We start from the raw sequence: 16,053 nt of genomic DNA, 5'->3' as shown, positions 1-16,053 counted from the left end.
TTACAAAACCTTACTCAAAAATTCCTTGGTCCGTTGTTCTTTTGTTTGATCGAAAATCTCCTCTGGTGTTCCATCTTCGACAACAACTCCATCCGCCATAAAGATAACACGGTCTGCTACCTCACGCGCAAAGCCCATTTCATGCGTTACAATCACCATAGTCATCCCCGACTTGGCAAGGTCTTGCATCACAGCTAGAACTTCCCCAACCATCTCAGGGTCTAGGGCTGAAGTCGGCTCATCAAAGAGCAAAACGTCTGGCTCCATAGCAAGTCCACGTGCAATGGCAATCCGTTGTTGCTGACCACCTGACAAACTCTGTGGGTAGGCCGTTGCCTTATCTGGCAAACCAACTTTTTCTAACAGTTCCTGTGCTCTTTTCTCCGCAACTTCCTTGCTTTCACCTTTGGTTTTAATTGGTGATAAAGTGATATTTTCCATCACTGTCATATTAGGAAAGAGGTTGAATTGTTGGAATACCATACCCATCTTTTCACGCATGGCAAAAAGGTCATTTTTCTTATCAGTGATATCAACTCCTTCAAAGATAACCTTACCTTTACTTGCTTCTTCAAGGAGATTCATCGAACGAAGGAGGGTTGATTTCCCGCTCCCTGACGGACCGATAATGACCACAACTTCTCCTCGTTTAATCTCAAGGTTGATGCCTTTTAAAACTTCATTTTTCCCAAAAGACTTATGTAGTTCTTCAATTATAATCAAGGTTTCTGTCATTATTTCTTGTCTCCTTGTCCAATATGTTTTTCAAATGCTTTCAACGCCACTGTCAAAACAGAGGTCATAATCAAATAGTAAAAGGCTGCAAATAAAAGGGGAGTCAACGGTAAATAAGTTGTTGTTGCTACTGTCGTTGCACCATTCCACAACTCCATAACCCCAATTGCCGACAAGAGGGAACTATCCTTGATAATGGTGATAAATTCATTTCCCAGAGCTGGAAGAATATTTTTGATAGCTTGTGGCAAAATGACATAGCGCATGGCATTTTTCGGACGAATACCGAGAGAATATGCAGCCTCTAACTGCCCTTTAGGAACCGCATTGATCCCCGCACGAACAGTTTCTGAAACGTAAGCACCACTATTCATAGAAATAATCAGAATACCAGGAATCAAACGAGAAAGATCAACTCCTAAAATTCCCACTTGGATAGTCGGAGCATTGATATGCATAAGAGCAAAGGCAATCATAATCTGAACCATCATCGGAGTACCACGGAAAATCCAAACATACACATTTGCAAACCAAACGAGAGGTTTGAAGCGTGAACGTTGGGCAAAGGCCAGTAACACACCTATAATAGTTCCTAAGCAGACAACAAAGATGGAAATTAACACGGTAATCAGAGCACCATAGTTAAAATACGGTAAATACTTTGGTAAAAAAGAAAAATTCATATTCAATCAACTTTCTATGTATTAGATTGTATGATTATAACATGAATTGAATTAAAATGCAATTCTTTTTCACCAATTTTAACAATTAACTTGATAGAATGTAGAAATAGAGAGAAATCACAGTTTTTTTCTAGTCAACTACCTCTTGTTTATGGTAAAATAGAAACGATAAGAAATGGAGGAGAATCAAAATGGAATCACATTTGGTTAGAATCATTAACCGCCTAGAAGCAATGACAAAAGATGGTGGAAATCTAAAACGTAATTTTGAACGTGAAGGTGTTGTTGTCGCAGAAGTTGCATACAGCCGCGACGAAGAAAACGGATCACTCTTCACCCTTCGCGATGTAGAGGCTCGTGAAACTTATACTTTTGATAGCATTGATTTGATTGCAATGGAGATCTACGAACTCCTTTACTAATATAAAAACAAGGGCAGTAAGGCCCGATGAATGAGAATCCTTTTTGTCACCACAAATGGGATTTTTTCTTACCTTTAATGTCGCTTGATTCTCCATAAATCCTTCTTTTAAAAACGACCACTTCCCAATCTTTTTACTTGCTTTACACCTTAATCATGCTATAATGAGAGTATAAAACTTTGACTATTTTTGACCTTTTTTCTTAGGCCAAGAATATGAATGAAATGAGGTAGATGTATGCTCTGTCAAAACTGTAAAATAAACGACTCAACAATTCATCTGTATACCAATATCAATGGACAGCAAAAACAAATTGATCTCTGTCAAAATTGCTATAAAATTATCAAAACAGATCCGAATAATACCCTCTTTAAAGGAATGACTGACTTAAATAATCATGACTTTGATCCTTTCGGCGACTTTTTCAATGATTTGAACAATTTCAAACCTTCTTCTAATAACGTCCCTCCAACTCAATCTGGTGGGGGATATGGAGGAAACGGTGGTTATGGGCCTCAAAACCGCGGTCCACTTCAAACACCTCCTAGCCAAGAAAGAGGACTCCTAGAGGAATATGGTATCAATATTACTGAGATTGCTCGGCGGGGAGATATTGACCCTGTTATCGGTCGAGATGAGGAGATTATCCGTGTTATCGAAATCCTCAACCGTCGAACCAAGAACAACCCTGTCCTTATCGGAGAACCAGGTGTCGGTAAAACAGCCGTTGTTGAAGGTCTAGCTCAGAAGATTGTTGATGGTGATGTTCCCCATAAACTCCAAGGCAAGCAGGTCATCCGTCTGGATGTGGTTAGTCTAGTTCAAGGAACAGGGATTCGAGGCCAATTTGAAGAACGCATGCAAAAGCTCATGGAAGAAATTCGCAAACGTGAGGACATCATCCTCTTTATCGACGAAATCCATGAAATTGTTGGCGCAGGATCTGCTGGCGATGGCAATATGGACGCAGGCAATATCCTGAAACCAGCCCTTGCCCGTGGTGAATTGCAATTGGTTGGCGCTACTACTCTCAATGAATACCGTATCATTGAAAAAGATGCTGCTTTGGAACGCCGTATGCAGCCTGTCAAAGTTGATGAACCAACTGTCGAAGAAACCATTATCATCCTCAAAGGGGTTCAAAAGAAATACGAAGACTACCATCACGTCAAGTACACAGACGCTGCTATCGAAGCTGCTGCAAATCTTTCTAACCGCTACATCCAAGACCGCTTCTTGCCAGACAAGGCTATTGACCTGTTGGATGAAGCTGGTTCTAAAATGAATCTGACACTGAACTTTGTTGATCCTAAAGTGATTGATCAGCGTTTAATTGAAGCTGAGAATCTCAAGGCTCAAGCTACTCGAGAGGAAGACTTTGAAAAGGCTGCTTATTTCCGTGATCAGATTGCCAAGTACAAAGAAATGCAAAAGAACAAGGTGACCGATCAGGATACTCCTATCATCAGTGAGAAAACCATTGAACATATCATTGAGCAGAAAACCAATATCCCTGTTGGAGAACTCAAAGAAAAAGAACAGTCTCAGCTTATCCATCTAGCAGACGACCTCAAGGCCCATGTTATAGGTCAAGATGAAGCTGTCGATAAGATTGCTAAAGCCATCCGTCGTAATCGTGTTGGACTTGGAACTCCTAACCGGCCAATCGGAAGCTTCCTCTTTGTCGGACCAACTGGTGTCGGTAAAACAGAACTTTCCAAACAACTAGCCATTGAGCTCTTTGGTTCTGCTGACAGCATGATTCGCTTTGATATGAGTGAATACATGGAAAAACACAGTGTGGCTAAATTAGTCGGAGCCCCTCCAGGTTATGTTGGCTATGATGAAGCTGGTCAGTTAACGGAAAAAGTTCGTCGCAATCCCTACTCTCTCATCCTTCTCGATGAAGTCGAAAAAGCCCATCCAGATGTGATGCACATGTTCCTTCAAGTCTTGGATGATGGTCGTTTGACTGATGGGCAAGGACGTACAGTTAGCTTCAAGGATGCCATCATTATCATGACCTCAAATGCAGGTACGGGTAAGGCCGAAGCTAGCGTTGGTTTTGGGGCAGCTCGTGAAGGTCGAACCAACTCTGTTCTCGGTGAACTCGGCAACTTCTTTAGTCCAGAGTTTATGAACCGTTTTGATGGCATCATCGAATTTAAACCTCTCAGCAAGGACAACCTTCTCCAAATCGTCGAACTCATGCTAGCGGATGTCAACAAACGCCTCTCTAGTAACAATATCCACCTCGATGTGACAGACAAGGTCAAGGAAAAGTTGGTTGACTTGGGATATGACCCAAAAATGGGAGCACGGCCACTCCGTCGCACCATTCAAGACCATATCGAGGATGCCATCACTGACTTCTACCTTGAAAATCCAAGCGAAAAAGACCTCAAGGCAGTTATGACAAGCAATGGCAAAATTCAAATCAAATCTGCCAAAAAAACTGAGAAAACAGAAGAGATTGCTTCTGAAATAGAAGAATAAACTTCATAAAAAGAACAGGAAACAAGATTTCCTGTTCTTTTTTAATTCTCTTCTTGAACTTGATAGCGAAGAATTGTTTTTAATTTGCTTGGCTCCGTTCGATGAAGATTAGTGAGATAAATTTCTCGATGGACTTCCGAAGTTCTTTTGAGCTTATGAAGTTGACAAAAATGCTCCATCTCTGCAAAAGTCTCATTTTCAGTATCAAAAGGTCCTACATGAAGCATAGCAAGGCTTTGGCCTTCTTCCATTTTTTCAAAACGAATAGACTCATAGAGTAGACTTGGCTTCTTGATTTTGACCTCTTCCAAAGCTTTTTCATATAGTTCTCTCGTAATAAAATCGGGTTGCCCAATCATAATGCTATAAGAAAGCTCACTTTTTACCAGTTCTCCCTCCTTCTCCTTTTTCCATACACCTTCTAAAGGAAAGACAGTAAAATCAGTGTAAACCTCATCCATAGGAGCTTTTTTATACTTCATCTTTATCGCATAGGCTAAGGCATATAAGGCCCCTACGCGTTCTGAAAAATCTTCTTGATTTGGATCACCTTTACCATCAATCACGATATAGGATTGACCTGGTACCTGCAGGATGCTGGGCCTGGCTTTCACTTGATAAAGATCTTTCGATTCTTTTCTCCATTCGTATTTCATTTGGTTCTTCTCCTTTCTATCTCTAGTATAGCACCAAAACCCTGACATCTTTTGTCAAGGTTTGTAAAGTTTTTGGATTTTTTCTAATCTAGAAAGCAATTCCTTCTTCAGATGATTGGGGGCGAGTATTTCCACTCCATCTAGATAAGACAGGAGGTAAGTATACAGACTTTCATGCTCTGGTAGGACTGTCTTGACATAATAACATCCATCTTTCCCCAAGCTAATCTCATCTTCTGAAAAATCTTCATAAACCCGGAAAGCAAGCTTGGGGCTAAACTTCAAGGAAACTTCGATTTGATTTGCCACTTGATCTGAACTATCGACGCAATCCATCACATTTTTCTGCTTCACAGTTTCAGTTGTTAGGTGATAATTCCTAATTCTGGATAATTTGAAAAAATGCCACTCTTCTTTCAAACAACAGTAGGCATAAAGATACCAATCTCTCTTTTTAAATATGAGTCTAAAGGGCTCGACTGTACGAATCGTTTTCTGACCACTTCCACCTAGATAAGTGATCACCAGTTGCCTTTTCTCTAGAATAGCATGTTTGATGTTATCGAATAATTCTTTTTGACCTTCTCGCTTTCTCCAGTCAGTCAAGTCTACTTCTATCCAAGGGCTGGTAGAAACTTGAAAAATAGATTCCAATTTTTCAAGTAACAGGTCTTGCCTATCATCGGTCAGGGCTTGAATTCCTTGCAAAGCTGACAGAAGTTCTAATTTTTCATCCTCCGATACGAGAGTACGATCCAGAACAAAGTCCTTCATTAAAAAGATTCCGCCCGCCTTTCCAGGTACTGAATATAGAGGGATTCCCGCCATACTCAACCGCTCAATATCGCGATAAATCGTTCGTACAGATACTTCAAATAATCGGGCTAATTCAGGAGCCGTTGTACTGCCTTTTTCTAAAAGTAGGTATAGGATACGAAATAGTCTTGATTCTGCCATAAAATCACCTCTCTTTTATTATACCAGTTATAGTGCTAGGGTTGGAAAGTTTAACTAGACAAATATTGATCCAGACAAACTAGCTTTTTCTGCACAAGTTCGTTGGTTTATTCTTGACAGCTAGCCCCTCGTCCATTATGATAATAATAAAGATACTAGAGAATGAGGAAAATGCAATGGCAAACCCAACTTTTGGTGATAAAAAAGAGAATGTGACCTACCAGCCCCGCTATGGTGTGTACGCAGTTATTCCTGATGCGGAGAAAAAACAAATTGTCCTAGTTCAAGCTCCCAATGGTGCTTGGTTCTTGCCAGGTGGAGAGATTGAAGCAGGCGAAGACCATCAAGAAGCTCTGAAGAGAGAACTAATCGAAGAACTTGGCTTTACAGCTGAAATCGGAACTTATTATGGGCAAGCTGATGAGTATTTCTACTCTCGCCACCGTGATAGCTACTACTACAATCCAGCTTATCTCTATGAAGCTACTTCTTTCCAAGAAGTACAAAAACCATTAGAAGATTTTAATCATATTGCTTGGTTCCCTATTGATGAAGCAATTGAAAAACTCAAACGTGGTAGCCATAAATGGGGAATAGAAGCTTGGAAAATCCAACATGAAATTGACTAAAATACACGATTTTATCCAAAAAGTGCTATAATAGAGTTAGAAAATCGGAGGAACTGTTATGAAGCTTATCAATACGACAAACTCACACTCGCAACTTGTTAAAAGCCAATTAGAAAGCACAGACGCAACTCTTGTCGAGGTCTATTCTGCTGGAAACACAGATGTGGTTTTCACACAAGCCCCGCTTCACTATGAAATCCTCATTTCCAACAAACACCGTGCTATTCGTGAACCTGAAATTGAAACCATCCAAGACTTCTTCTTAAAGCGTAAAATCGGCAAAGGAAGCATTGACGAAGCCAATATCAAGACCCTCTATTCGGATAAATTGATTGAGATTTCAATCCCTATAAAATAGGAAGACCAGCCAAAAGCTGGTTTTCTTTTGCAAAAAAGATTGGTAGTGCACAGCTACCAATCTTTTAGTTTTATTTCACCGCTTCTTTCAAAGCATCTACCTTGTCCAAACGTTCCCATGGAAGGTCAATATCTGTACGTCCCATGTGTCCATAAGCCGCTGTTTGACGGTAAATTGGACGTTTGAGGTCTAGCATTTGGATAATTCCTGCAGGGCGAAGGTCGAAGATTTGACGCGCTGCTTTTTCAAGCTTGCTTTCAGCTACTGTTCCTGTACCAAAAGTATCGATACGAACAGAAACAGGCTGTGCCACCCCAATAGCATAAGCCAATTGCACTTCTGCCTTCTTAGCAAGACCTGCTGCAACAATATTCTTAGCAATGTAGCGAGCCGCATAAGAGGCTGAACGGTCCACCTTCGTCGCATCCTTACCAGAGAAGGCACCACCACCATGGCGAGAGTAGCCACCATAGGTATCCACGATAATCTTACGACCAGTCAAACCTGAGTCTCCTTGAGGTCCACCGATTACAAAGCGACCAGTTGGATTGATGAAGAATTTTGTCTGTTCATCCAAGTAAGAAGCCGGAATAACCTCTTTGATAACCTTGTTAATCACATCGTTGTGAATTTGTTCATTGCTAACTTCCGGGTCGTGCTGAGTTGAAATAACGACTGTATCCACACGTACTGGACGATCATTTTCATCATACTCAACCGTAACTTGTGATTTAGCATCTGGACGAAGATAGCTGATTTCACCAGACTTACGAAGTTCTGCCAAACGACGAACCAACCTGTGGCTGAGTGAGATTGGCAATGGCATGAGTTCTTCTGTCTCATCCACCGCAAATCCAAACATAAGACCTTGGTCACCAGCACCAATCAAGTCCAGCGGATCTTGATCTACATTCCCACGAACCTCCAAGGCTTCGTTAACACCTTGGGCGATATCTGGTGACTGCTCAACAAGTGACGGATGAACTCCCACCGTCTCCGCAGAAAAACCATACTCTGTATTGGTATAACCAATCTCTGCAATGGTATCACGAACCACTCGGTTAATATCTACATAAGCATGTGTAGAAATTTCACCAAAAACATGGACCGAACCTGTGTATACAGCTGTCTCGGCAGCAACGTGCGCATCTGGATCTTTAGCTAAAATAGCATCCAAAATCGCATCTGAAATTTGGTCTGCAATCTTATCTGGATGCCCCTCAGATACAGATTCAGACGTGAATAATTTACGTTCTGACATAAAAATGTCCCCCCTTAAAAAATATTGTTATAGAGTTACAAAGTACTGATAGGTATTTCTATCGTCTAAGAGTTACGACGCGAAAGAAATAAAAACGATACTTTTTTATTTCTGAAGCTAGTAAGGCGCATAGGGTGATCGCGTTATAGCGGCAACCGTAGAAGGACGAGCGACTTTGGAGCCGTCATTCTTTGCGAGTTACAAAGTACTGATAGAAATTTCTACCATCTTATCGGGACTATATAACCTTATCATTATACCACTTTTTGCTATTTTTTGCATTCTTTTCGATAATTTATAAAACAAAGTTACAAAAAGGAGCCATTCAGCTCCAATTTTGTTTTTAAAATGTTTGGCGTTTGGCTTTTCGCTCTGCACGGCCACGTGCGCGATTTTCAGCACGCTTGGTTTTGCGACGTTTTTCATCCACTGCCCATTGAATCTTCTTCTTATAGCCTGGTTTGACTTTTTTCTTTTTCTTTTTAACCAAGCCAATCATTTCAATATCAAGCTTATCCTGCTTCTTTTCACGATTAGCACGACGATCACGGTCATAGGTATCTTGAAACTCTCCGTCTTTGACCATCTTAGGAGTAAACTTGATACCTAATTTTTCCAACTCACGGATATCCGAGTCATCACTTGGTTGATAAAGGGTAATAGCTGTACCTGGTAGACCGTTTCGTCCGGTTCGACCAACACGGTGCACAAAGAAGGACAAGTCTTGCGGAATGGCGTCATTGATCACATGGCTGACACCTTCAATGTCAATTCCACGCGCTGCCAAATCCGTTGCGACAATGTACTCAAAATCAAGGTTCTTCACCTGATTCATGATCCGCTTGCGTTCACGAGGAGCAATATCTCCATGAATCTTAGCTACCTTCAATCCTTGAGCAGTCAAGTAGGCATGTAACTCATCAGCACGCATTTTTGTGTTAACAAAAATCATTGCTAAATAAGGTTGCATCAACTGAGTCAACTGATAAATTTGAGCGTTCTTGTCACGGCCCTTGGTAGAAATCAACCAATTATCGATCGTATCTGAGATAACTGTCTTAGTCTTGATTTTTTCCATAACAGGATTTGACAAGTATTTTTTCAAGAACGGTTGCAATTTTTGTGGAATAGTTGCTGAAAAGACCATGAACTGCAAGTCTTTTGGAAGGCTTCCTGCAATCTTATCAACGGTTTCCAAGAATCCCATATCCAAGGTCATATCGGCTTCATCAACTACAAATGTCTTGGCCTTGTGAATAGCCAAATCACCAGATTTGACCAAGTCATAGATGCGACCTGGCGTTCCGATAACGATATGAGGTTGGTTGCTGGCCAGTTTTTCAATCTGACGAGCCTTATCCGTACCACCCACATAATTAACCACACGAACTTCGACATCTGAGTGAGCTGCAATCTGACGGGCTGCTTGGTAGATCTGAGTAGCCAACTCACGACTTGGTGCAGTAATGACCGCCTGCACACTATCGCTAGTTTCATCCAATTGCTGGAAAATTGGTAACAAGAAAGTATGAGTCTTTCCTGAACCTGTTTTTGATTCACCGACCAAGTCACGACCCGCCAAGACAATAGGAATCAACTTTTCCTGAACTTCGGTAGGAGTCGTAAACTTCAACTCCTCCAATGCCTTTTCTATATAGTTTTTAAACTGAAATTTCGTAAATGACATATTATCCTCGATTCTATTCATCTAACCATTATACCATATTTTGAACATTTTCAGTAGTCCAGTTCGAGAAGCAAAAAATGAAAGGAAGTAATTCCTTTCATTTTTATTTCCAGTTTAAAATAGCATTCAAACCATAGTGGTCACTGACTTGTGGACCATTTTGGCCATCAAAAACTACATGCAAACTTTCCACTTCTAAGTCTTTTGTCGTAAAGACATAGTCGATTCGTAGTGGTTCGGTATTGCCTTTCCAGCCATCAATTTCTGGTGGAACGGTATAGCTACCACTTCTTTCTTTCGCAACTTCAAACGCGTCTTGTAATCCTAATAGGCTAGCTAAAATCGCTTGATAGCCTTCCTGACCAGCTGGATTATTAAAATCACCTGCTAAAATCAGAGGTTTGTTCAACTCTTTTAATACAGCCTCAAATCGTGCCCATTCTTCTTGGAAACCTTTATCCCACCAAGAGAGATGGACACTTGCAACTGCAAGTTCTTTGCCTTCAACTACTGTTTCTGCTAAAGCAACTCGACGAGTGTGGTAATCTGTTGGATCATCTACATCTGACACTAAAATTTCACGCGCCTTAATAGGTGTTTTGGATAAGATAGCTACACCTTCATGGTAGCGGTCATAGCCGATATGGTTGTAAGCCCAAGTCCAGTAGTAGTTTTTCCCTTTCTCAGACATTTTTTCGACCAGGAGTCGGACATAGTGGTCCTGATGAATAGGTTCTGCTGATGGTAAAGCTTGATAGTGATTGTTAACCTCTACCTCCGGCGAAGTCATTTCTTGATTAATTTCTTGAAAACAAATCAAATCATAATCTTTGTCAAGAATATCTTGGAGCAAGAGCTGGAATTTTTCCTCTGCTTCTTTTTCCATCCAACTATGAGTATTGAGTGTTAAAAATTTCATGCTTTTCTCCTAAAACAAGAGGTTGGAAAACAGCTTCCAACCTCGAGTATATTACAATTCTACTTTAGCAACTGCTGTTTTAGCCGCAAGAGAACCTGTTTGTTCTAATTTAACTGATTTGATAGCATCACTATTTGTAAAGACAACCACTGTTGATGTTTCACGACCTGCTGTACGGATAGCATCCAAGTCAGCTGTCACAAGAAGGTCACCAGCAGCCACTTTTTGTCCTTCAGAAACGTGAACAGTAAATGGTTTTCCTTCAAGACTTACAGTATCCAAACCAATATGAACAAGTACTTCAAGACCTGATTCAGTAACAAGCCCAAGTGCATGTTTTGTTGGGAAGATACTTGATACAGTACCTGTAACTGGAGATACAATGTTTCCATTTGCTGGTTCTACTGCAAAACCATCACCCATCATTTTTTGAGCAAAGACTGGATCTTTCACTTGTTCCAAGGCAATAACTTGACCGTCAGCTACTGAGTAAACTTCCTCAGTTACACCTTTAAAATGTACAGTATTCTTTTGAGCTTCTGTCATTTGGCTTGGAAGAGTTTCAGGAATTACTTCACCTGAGTCAAGGATATCTTGGATATCAGATTTCAATACGTCAGCTTTTGGTCCGTAGATAGCTTGGACACCTTGTCCTTTCATGACAAGACCCATAGCTCCTTCAGCTTTCCATTGTTCCTCAGTACCAACACGATCTGCATCCTTAACAGTTACACGAAGACGAGTCATACATGCATCTACATCTACGATGTTTGCACGACCACCAAGAAGGTTAATGATATTTACAGCTTGAGAAGCTGCTGCAACTTTTGTTTCTCCTGGAGCTGCATCTTCTGATGCTCCTTCAGCAGTTTCATAGTTTCCATTACGTCCTGGAGTTGCATAGTTGAATTTCTTAATCATGAAGTTAGCAATGAAGTACATGATGACTGCAAAGAGGACAGTTACCCAGATAAAGTTAATGATATCCATACCAAGACCAGCGTTGATAGCTAGCGGAGTACGAGTCAAGAATTCAATTGAACCGAATGAGTGCATACGAAGGTGAACAATATCCGCCATAGCAAAGGCAGCACCTTGAACAAGAGCATACACTAGGTAAAGAGGTGTTGCGATAAACATAAACATATACTCGATAGGTTCAGTAACCCCTGTCAAGAATGTTGCAAGGGCTGTCGCAATCATCATACCCTTGTATTGGTGTTTCTTGTCAGCATCAACATTGCGGTAGATAGCAACGATGACACCCATCAAGATACCGAATGAACCGATCATTTGACCAACCTTGAAACGAGCTGGAGTGATAGTTGTAAGAAGGTGTTGGTATTGGTCAGCATTTGAACCTTTAAGGTTAACAAGGTCTGTTACCCAAGCAAGCCAAAGTGGATCCTGACCAAATACTTGAGTTCCTTTAGCTGCACCAGTAAGGATTTCGTATGTTCCACCAAGAGCTGTATAGTTCATTGGGATTGTCAACATGTGGTGAAGACCAAATGGCAAGAGCAAACGTTCCAAAGTACCATACAAGAATGGTGCGAGAACTGGAGCAGTTTCTTGAGAGTTGGCAATCCAAATACCAAAGTTATTGATACCTGTTTGAACTACTGGCCAGAAAGCTGCAAGTACAATTGCTGCAATAGCTGAACGAAGGATGACAACGAATGGTACGAAGCGTTTCCCATTGAAGAATGAAAGCGCATCAGGAAGTTTACGGTAGTTGTAGTATTTGTTAAAGGCAGTTGCCCCTACAAAACCAGAGATAATCCCTACAAAAACACCCATGTTCAATGCTGGTGCTTCAAGAACACTGATGAAGTAATCAGAAACTTTGATTGAACCTCCAAAGAGAGTAGTGACCATAGCCTCAGGGTTTTTCAGCATATCACTTGTAACTCCAAAGATAGTACCTGTGATACGGTTAATCAAGATAAAGGCAAGCCCGGCTGCAAATGCACCACCTGCACGTTCTTTTGCCCAGCTTCCCCCAATAGCGAGGGCAAACAAAATATGAAGGTTACCGATAACCCCCCAACCAATTTGCTCTAGTACGCCACCAGTAATCACTAGGGGAGCAAGGTTTGGGTCAATCATTGCAAGTGACTTACCGATTGAAATCATCAAACCAGCAGCCGGCATAACCGCGATAACCACCATCAAAGCCTTACCGAATTTTTGCCAAAATTCGAAAGACAAGACATTTTTGAATGTATCTTTCATCATTCAAATCTCCTTTATTTTTATTTAGGCAAACGTTTTACGAAAACGTTTGCATTTGGTTATGTATTAATTATACCACTTTTATTTTTTTTGTAAAGGCTTTTATAAAAAATTGTCTATTTTTTTTAATTTTTAAAAATGTATTATTTTTCTGATTTGTTCTGCAATTTGCATTTAAATCCAACTAGATCTTCAAGAATCGACGCATCGAAATCCCCGAACCAATTGAACCAATGAAAATTCCAATTATAAATAATAGGACTGTCATCAGAGGAATAAACACATCTGGTGTAATCATTGACAAGTTTTGACCTACCAAGGATTTATTGACAGATTGATAAACCATATTGTAAACAAAAAATACAAGGACAGAAGGAATCGCTGCACCAAGCAAGCCAATAAAAGCACCTTCTAGCAAGAATGGACCACGGATATAGCCATTTCTCGCTCCTACCAGACGCATGATCTGAATCTCACGACTACGTGAAATAATAGTGATACGAATAGTGTTGGAAATGAGGAAGACTGCGATAAAAATCAAGAGCCCTGCAATAACCAATCCCCAAACACGGATAAAGGAAGCTAGTTCAAAAAGTCGTTGAGTGTTGGCTCCACCATCTTGAACCTCTGATACTCCCTCAATTTTCTTAGCTTCCTCAGCTACTGTTTTAACATCACTCGGAGAATTTGTGTCAACGATATAAGCATCATAGAGAGGGTTTGCATCCCCTTCAAAGACCTTCCAATCGTCACCCATTGTTTCCGTTAGTTTTTCGTACTGTTCTTCTTTACTTGAGAAAGTAACACTTTTAACAGCAGGTATAGCTTTCAAGGCATCATAGACCTTGTGGTAGTCATTATTGGTAACTGTCTGACCTTCTTTTTCAATCGTTTCACTGTTATCAGCTACATCCTTACGAATGTATACCATGACCCGAACGTTGTTTTCAATATCGGTAGCCAGTTTTGCTGTATTAAAAATTACAGATGCAAACAGGGCAACGAGTGTTAAGGTAATCATAACCGAACTTACTGCTGCTACTGTCATCCAGCCATTTCGCTTTAAACTTTTTAATGATTCAAATAAATGGCGAAAAAATCTACTAATCATCGTATCCATATTCTCCTTTAGCTTCGTCACGAACGACACGGCCATTTTCAATGGCAATGACACGGTGGCGCAAGGTGTTTACAATCTGGCTATTATGGGTAGCCATCAAGACAGTAGTACCTTGGAGATTGATGCGTTCCAACAGATTCATAATTTCCCATGAATTATCTGGGTCCAAGTTTCCTGTTGGTTCATCGGCAATCAATACTTTAGGATTGTTGACAATCGCACGAGCAATCGCAATCCGTTGCTGTTCTCCACCTGAGAGTTCATTCGGGAAAGAACGAACCTTATGTTTCAAACCAACCAGGTCCAATACTTCCATAACACGTTTTTTGATGTTGCGACGGCTCTCACCGATTACTTCCATTGCATAGGCAATATTCTCATAAACCGTTTTCTTAGGCAAGAGTTTGTAATCTTGAAAGACAACCCCAACACTACGACGTAGAAGCGGGATATCTTTCTTCTTAATTTTAACTAGATTAAAGCCTGCAACTGATAGGCTTCCTTTTTCGATCTTTACTTCTCGGTATAAAGCTCGAATAAAGGTTGACTTACCTGCCCCAGAAGGTCCTACGATATAGGCAAACTCTCCTGGTTCAATGGTGACAGAGACACCACGCAGGGCAGTCGTTCCATTGTCATACTTTTTGACAACATCTCTCATTTCAATGATTGACATATGAGTTCCTTTCTTTCTTAGCTAATTCGCCACTTGAGGTAGGCATCGATGAAACCATCAAGGTCTCCATCCATAACCTTATCTACTTGGGAAACTTCAAAGCTTGTACGGTGATCTTTTACCATAGTATAAGGTGTGAAGACATAAGAACGAATCTGACTTCCCCATGTGATTTCTTTTTTCTCACCTTTGAGGGAATCAACTTCCGCAGCTTTCTTTTCTTGCTCCATTTGATAGAGCTTAGCCTGCAACATCTTCATGGCACGATCTCTATTTCCATACTGGGTACGATCGACCGTTGATTGGACGACAGTTCCTGTAGGAATGTGTGTCAAACGCACACCTGTTGAAACTTTATTGACGTTTTGTCCACCAGCACCACCTGAACGGAAGGTATCCATTTTGATATCATCTTCACGAATCTCCACTTCGATAGTATCATCCAGTTCAGGCATAACCTCTACGGATGTAAATGAAGTATGGCGACGTTTGGCAGAGTCAAATGGTGAAATACGGACCAAACGGTGAACACCCATTTCTGATTTAAGTAGCCCATAAGCATTCGGTCCTTCAAAAGACAAGGTCACAGACTTGATACCTGCTTCATCACCTGCTTGGTAATCCAAGACTTCTACTTTAAAGCCTTTTGCATTTCCATAACGAGTGTACATACGGAGCAACATATCCCCCCAGTCCTGAGCCTCAGTACCACCAGATCCTGGATGAATTTCCAAGATAGCATTATTATGGTCATAAGGTTCTGACAAGAGAAGGGTCATCTCGTAGTTGGTCATCATCTTATCCAACTCGGTTAGCTGCTCGACCAGTTCATCATGGACTGACTCGTCTTCTGCTAAAAAGTCCAATAAAATCTCAACTTCATCCTGCAACTCTTCCATTTTACGGAAGGTGTTGTAGGTGTTTTTTAATTCATTTAATTCTTGCGACGTTTTTTGGGCCGCGATATTATCGTTCCAAAAATCAGGTTCTGTCATCTTGTTTTCCAAGATGGCAATCTCTTCCTCTAAGCCTTCGAGGTCAAAGAGACCCCCTAAAAGAAGCTAATTTTTCACGATTTGCGTCAATTTTTTGACGAATTTCTGAAATGTCCATAGATACTCCTTTTCATATCGTTTTATTATACCATAATCTCTTATTTCTTTCCATATTTTGCTTTTCATCGCTTTTTGTGGCAGAAGAAAAGAGGCCCGAAAGCCTC

15 protein-coding genes are annotated in these 16,053 nt (G+C 40.7%); 4 read left to right on the top strand and 11 right to left on the bottom strand.

What is annotated here, in order from left to right:
* On the bottom strand, positions 1 to 735 hold the full coding sequence (locus MK396_RS03830; RefSeq protein WP_268723708.1) for an amino acid ABC transporter ATP-binding protein: 735 nt from the start codon (positions 733 to 735) through the stop codon (positions 1 to 3).
* Complete coding sequence (locus MK396_RS03825) at positions 735 to 1,418, bottom strand: amino acid ABC transporter permease (protein WP_002875953.1); 684 nt, start codon at positions 1,416 to 1,418, stop codon at positions 735 to 737. The genes MK396_RS03830 and MK396_RS03825 overlap by 1 nt, the downstream gene beginning before the upstream one ends.
* Positions 1,419 to 1,609: 191 nt before the next feature.
* On the opposite strand from MK396_RS03825, the gene MK396_RS03820 reads away from it, so the two are divergent.
* Positions 1,610 to 1,840 carry a DUF1797 family protein gene (locus MK396_RS03820; protein ID WP_268723707.1) on the top strand — a complete coding sequence of 77 codons (231 nt, stop codon included), beginning with the start codon at positions 1,610 to 1,612 and terminating at the stop codon, positions 1,838 to 1,840.
* A 237-nt stretch (positions 1,841 to 2,077) separates the two neighbouring features.
* Entirely contained in the window at positions 2,078 to 4,336 is a 2,259-nt protein-coding gene (locus MK396_RS03815) for an ATP-dependent Clp protease ATP-binding subunit (RefSeq protein WP_268723706.1), read from the top strand.
* Positions 4,337 to 4,377: 41 nt separating this feature from the next.
* Here the strand turns inward: MK396_RS03815 and MK396_RS03810 are convergent, their stop codons facing one another.
* Both MK396_RS03810 and MK396_RS03805 read right to left on the bottom strand, forming a co-directional pair.
* Positions 4,378 to 4,992, bottom strand: coding sequence for a GyrI-like domain-containing protein (locus tag MK396_RS03810; RefSeq protein WP_254725152.1), 615 nt, complete (start codon positions 4,990 to 4,992; stop codon positions 4,378 to 4,380).
* Positions 4,993 to 5,046: 54 nt separating this feature from the next.
* The gene (locus MK396_RS03805) at positions 5,047 to 5,949 is read right to left on the bottom strand and encodes a helix-turn-helix transcriptional regulator (protein WP_268723705.1); all 903 of its coding nucleotides are present in this window, start codon (positions 5,947 to 5,949) and stop codon (positions 5,047 to 5,049) included.
* A gap of 176 nt (positions 5,950 to 6,125) precedes the next feature.
* Here MK396_RS03805 and MK396_RS03800 point away from each other — a divergent pair, with 176 nt between their 5' ends.
* Both MK396_RS03800 and MK396_RS03795 read left to right on the top strand, forming a co-directional pair.
* On the top strand, positions 6,126 to 6,578 hold the full coding sequence (locus tag MK396_RS03800) for an NUDIX hydrolase (RefSeq protein ID WP_198459832.1): 453 nt from the start codon (positions 6,126 to 6,128) through the stop codon (positions 6,576 to 6,578).
* 58 nt (positions 6,579 to 6,636) lie between these two features.
* Positions 6,637 to 6,936 (top strand): DUF1827 family protein, encoded by a 300-nt coding sequence (locus MK396_RS03795; protein ID WP_198459833.1) that lies wholly within the window; start codon positions 6,637 to 6,639, stop codon positions 6,934 to 6,936.
* A gap of 70 nt (positions 6,937 to 7,006) precedes the next feature.
* On the opposite strand, the gene metK is transcribed toward MK396_RS03795, so the two are convergent.
* The 7 genes from metK to prfB all read right to left on the bottom strand — a co-directional run bounded on the left by metK (position 7,007) and on the right by prfB (position 15,947).
* Positions 7,007 to 8,197 carry a methionine adenosyltransferase gene (gene metK / locus MK396_RS03790; protein ID WP_198459834.1) on the bottom strand — a complete coding sequence of 397 codons (1,191 nt, stop codon included), beginning with the start codon at positions 8,195 to 8,197 and terminating at the stop codon, positions 7,007 to 7,009.
* A gap of 343 nt (positions 8,198 to 8,540) precedes the next feature.
* Positions 8,541 to 9,884 carry a DEAD/DEAH box helicase gene (locus MK396_RS03785; protein ID WP_268723704.1) on the bottom strand — a complete coding sequence of 448 codons (1,344 nt, stop codon included), beginning with the start codon at positions 9,882 to 9,884 and terminating at the stop codon, positions 8,541 to 8,543.
* 103 nt (positions 9,885 to 9,987) lie between these two features.
* Complete coding sequence (locus MK396_RS03780) at positions 9,988 to 10,803, bottom strand: endonuclease/exonuclease/phosphatase family protein (RefSeq protein ID WP_268723703.1); 816 nt, start codon at positions 10,801 to 10,803, stop codon at positions 9,988 to 9,990.
* Positions 10,804 to 10,854: 51 nt separating this feature from the next.
* Positions 10,855 to 13,041: a PTS transporter subunit IIBC gene (locus MK396_RS03775; RefSeq protein ID WP_268723702.1), complete on the bottom strand. Its 2,187-nt coding sequence runs from the start codon at positions 13,039 to 13,041 to the stop codon at positions 10,855 to 10,857.
* 181 nt (positions 13,042 to 13,222) lie between these two features.
* Positions 13,223 to 14,149 (bottom strand): permease-like cell division protein FtsX, encoded by a 927-nt coding sequence (gene ftsX, locus MK396_RS03770; protein ID WP_000625554.1) that lies wholly within the window; start codon positions 14,147 to 14,149, stop codon positions 13,223 to 13,225.
* Positions 14,142 to 14,834: a cell division ATP-binding protein FtsE gene (ftsE, locus tag MK396_RS03765; protein WP_268723701.1), complete on the bottom strand. Its 693-nt coding sequence runs from the start codon at positions 14,832 to 14,834 to the stop codon at positions 14,142 to 14,144. Before ftsE ends, ftsX begins: the two co-directional genes overlap by 8 nt.
* Before the next feature lie 17 nt (positions 14,835 to 14,851).
* Positions 14,852 to 15,947 (bottom strand): peptide chain release factor 2 gene (gene prfB / locus MK396_RS03760; RefSeq protein WP_096421901.1). Its coding sequence is split into 2 segments (ribosomal slippage): positions 14,852 to 15,874 and positions 15,876 to 15,947, totalling 1,095 coding nucleotides; the frame shifts between segments, so codons are not numbered across the junction.
* Positions 15,948 to 16,053 lie beyond the last annotated feature (106 nt).

It is taken from the genome of Streptococcus oralis (genome assembly GCF_026782235.1).
GTDB classification, from domain to species: Bacteria; Bacillota; Bacilli; order Lactobacillales; family Streptococcaceae; genus Streptococcus; species Streptococcus oralis_CC.
This window is presented reverse-complemented; position numbering and strand designations above follow the sequence as displayed.

Bases quoted from the DNA above. Each gene is read 5' to 3' on its own strand.
- MK396_RS03805 (WP_268723705.1), bottom strand. From the start codon at position 5,949: ATGGCAGAATCAAGACTATTTCGTATCCTATACCTACTTTTAGAAAAA.
- MK396_RS03775 (WP_268723702.1), bottom strand. From the start codon at position 13,041: ATGATGAAAGATACATTCAAAAATGTCTTGTCTTTCGAATTTTGGCAA.
- MK396_RS03820 (WP_268723707.1), top strand. From the start codon at position 1,610: ATGGAATCACATTTGGTTAGAATCATTAACCGCCTAGAAGCAATGACA.
- MK396_RS03785 (WP_268723704.1), bottom strand. From the start codon at position 9,884: ATGTCATTTACGAAATTTCAGTTTAAAAACTATATAGAAAAGGCATTG.
- MK396_RS03795 (WP_198459833.1), top strand. From the start codon at position 6,637: ATGAAGCTTATCAATACGACAAACTCACACTCGCAACTTGTTAAAAGC.
- MK396_RS03780 (WP_268723703.1), bottom strand. From the start codon at position 10,803: ATGAAATTTTTAACACTCAATACTCATAGTTGGATGGAAAAAGAAGCA.
- ftsX (WP_000625554.1), bottom strand. From the start codon at position 14,149: ATGATTAGTAGATTTTTTCGCCATTTATTTGAATCATTAAAAAGTTTA.
- metK (WP_198459834.1), bottom strand. From the start codon at position 8,197: ATGTCAGAACGTAAATTATTCACGTCTGAATCTGTATCTGAGGGGCAT.
- ftsE (WP_268723701.1), bottom strand. From the start codon at position 14,834: ATGTCAATCATTGAAATGAGAGATGTTGTCAAAAAGTATGACAATGGA.
- MK396_RS03825 (WP_002875953.1), bottom strand. From the start codon at position 1,418: ATGAATTTTTCTTTTTTACCAAAGTATTTACCGTATTTTAACTATGGT.
- MK396_RS03800 (WP_198459832.1), top strand. From the start codon at position 6,126: ATGGCAAACCCAACTTTTGGTGATAAAAAAGAGAATGTGACCTACCAG.
- MK396_RS03810 (WP_254725152.1), bottom strand. From the start codon at position 4,992: ATGAAATACGAATGGAGAAAAGAATCGAAAGATCTTTATCAAGTGAAA.
- MK396_RS03815 (WP_268723706.1), top strand. From the start codon at position 2,078: ATGCTCTGTCAAAACTGTAAAATAAACGACTCAACAATTCATCTGTAT.
- MK396_RS03830 (WP_268723708.1), bottom strand. From the start codon at position 735: ATGACAGAAACCTTGATTATAATTGAAGAACTACATAAGTCTTTTGGG.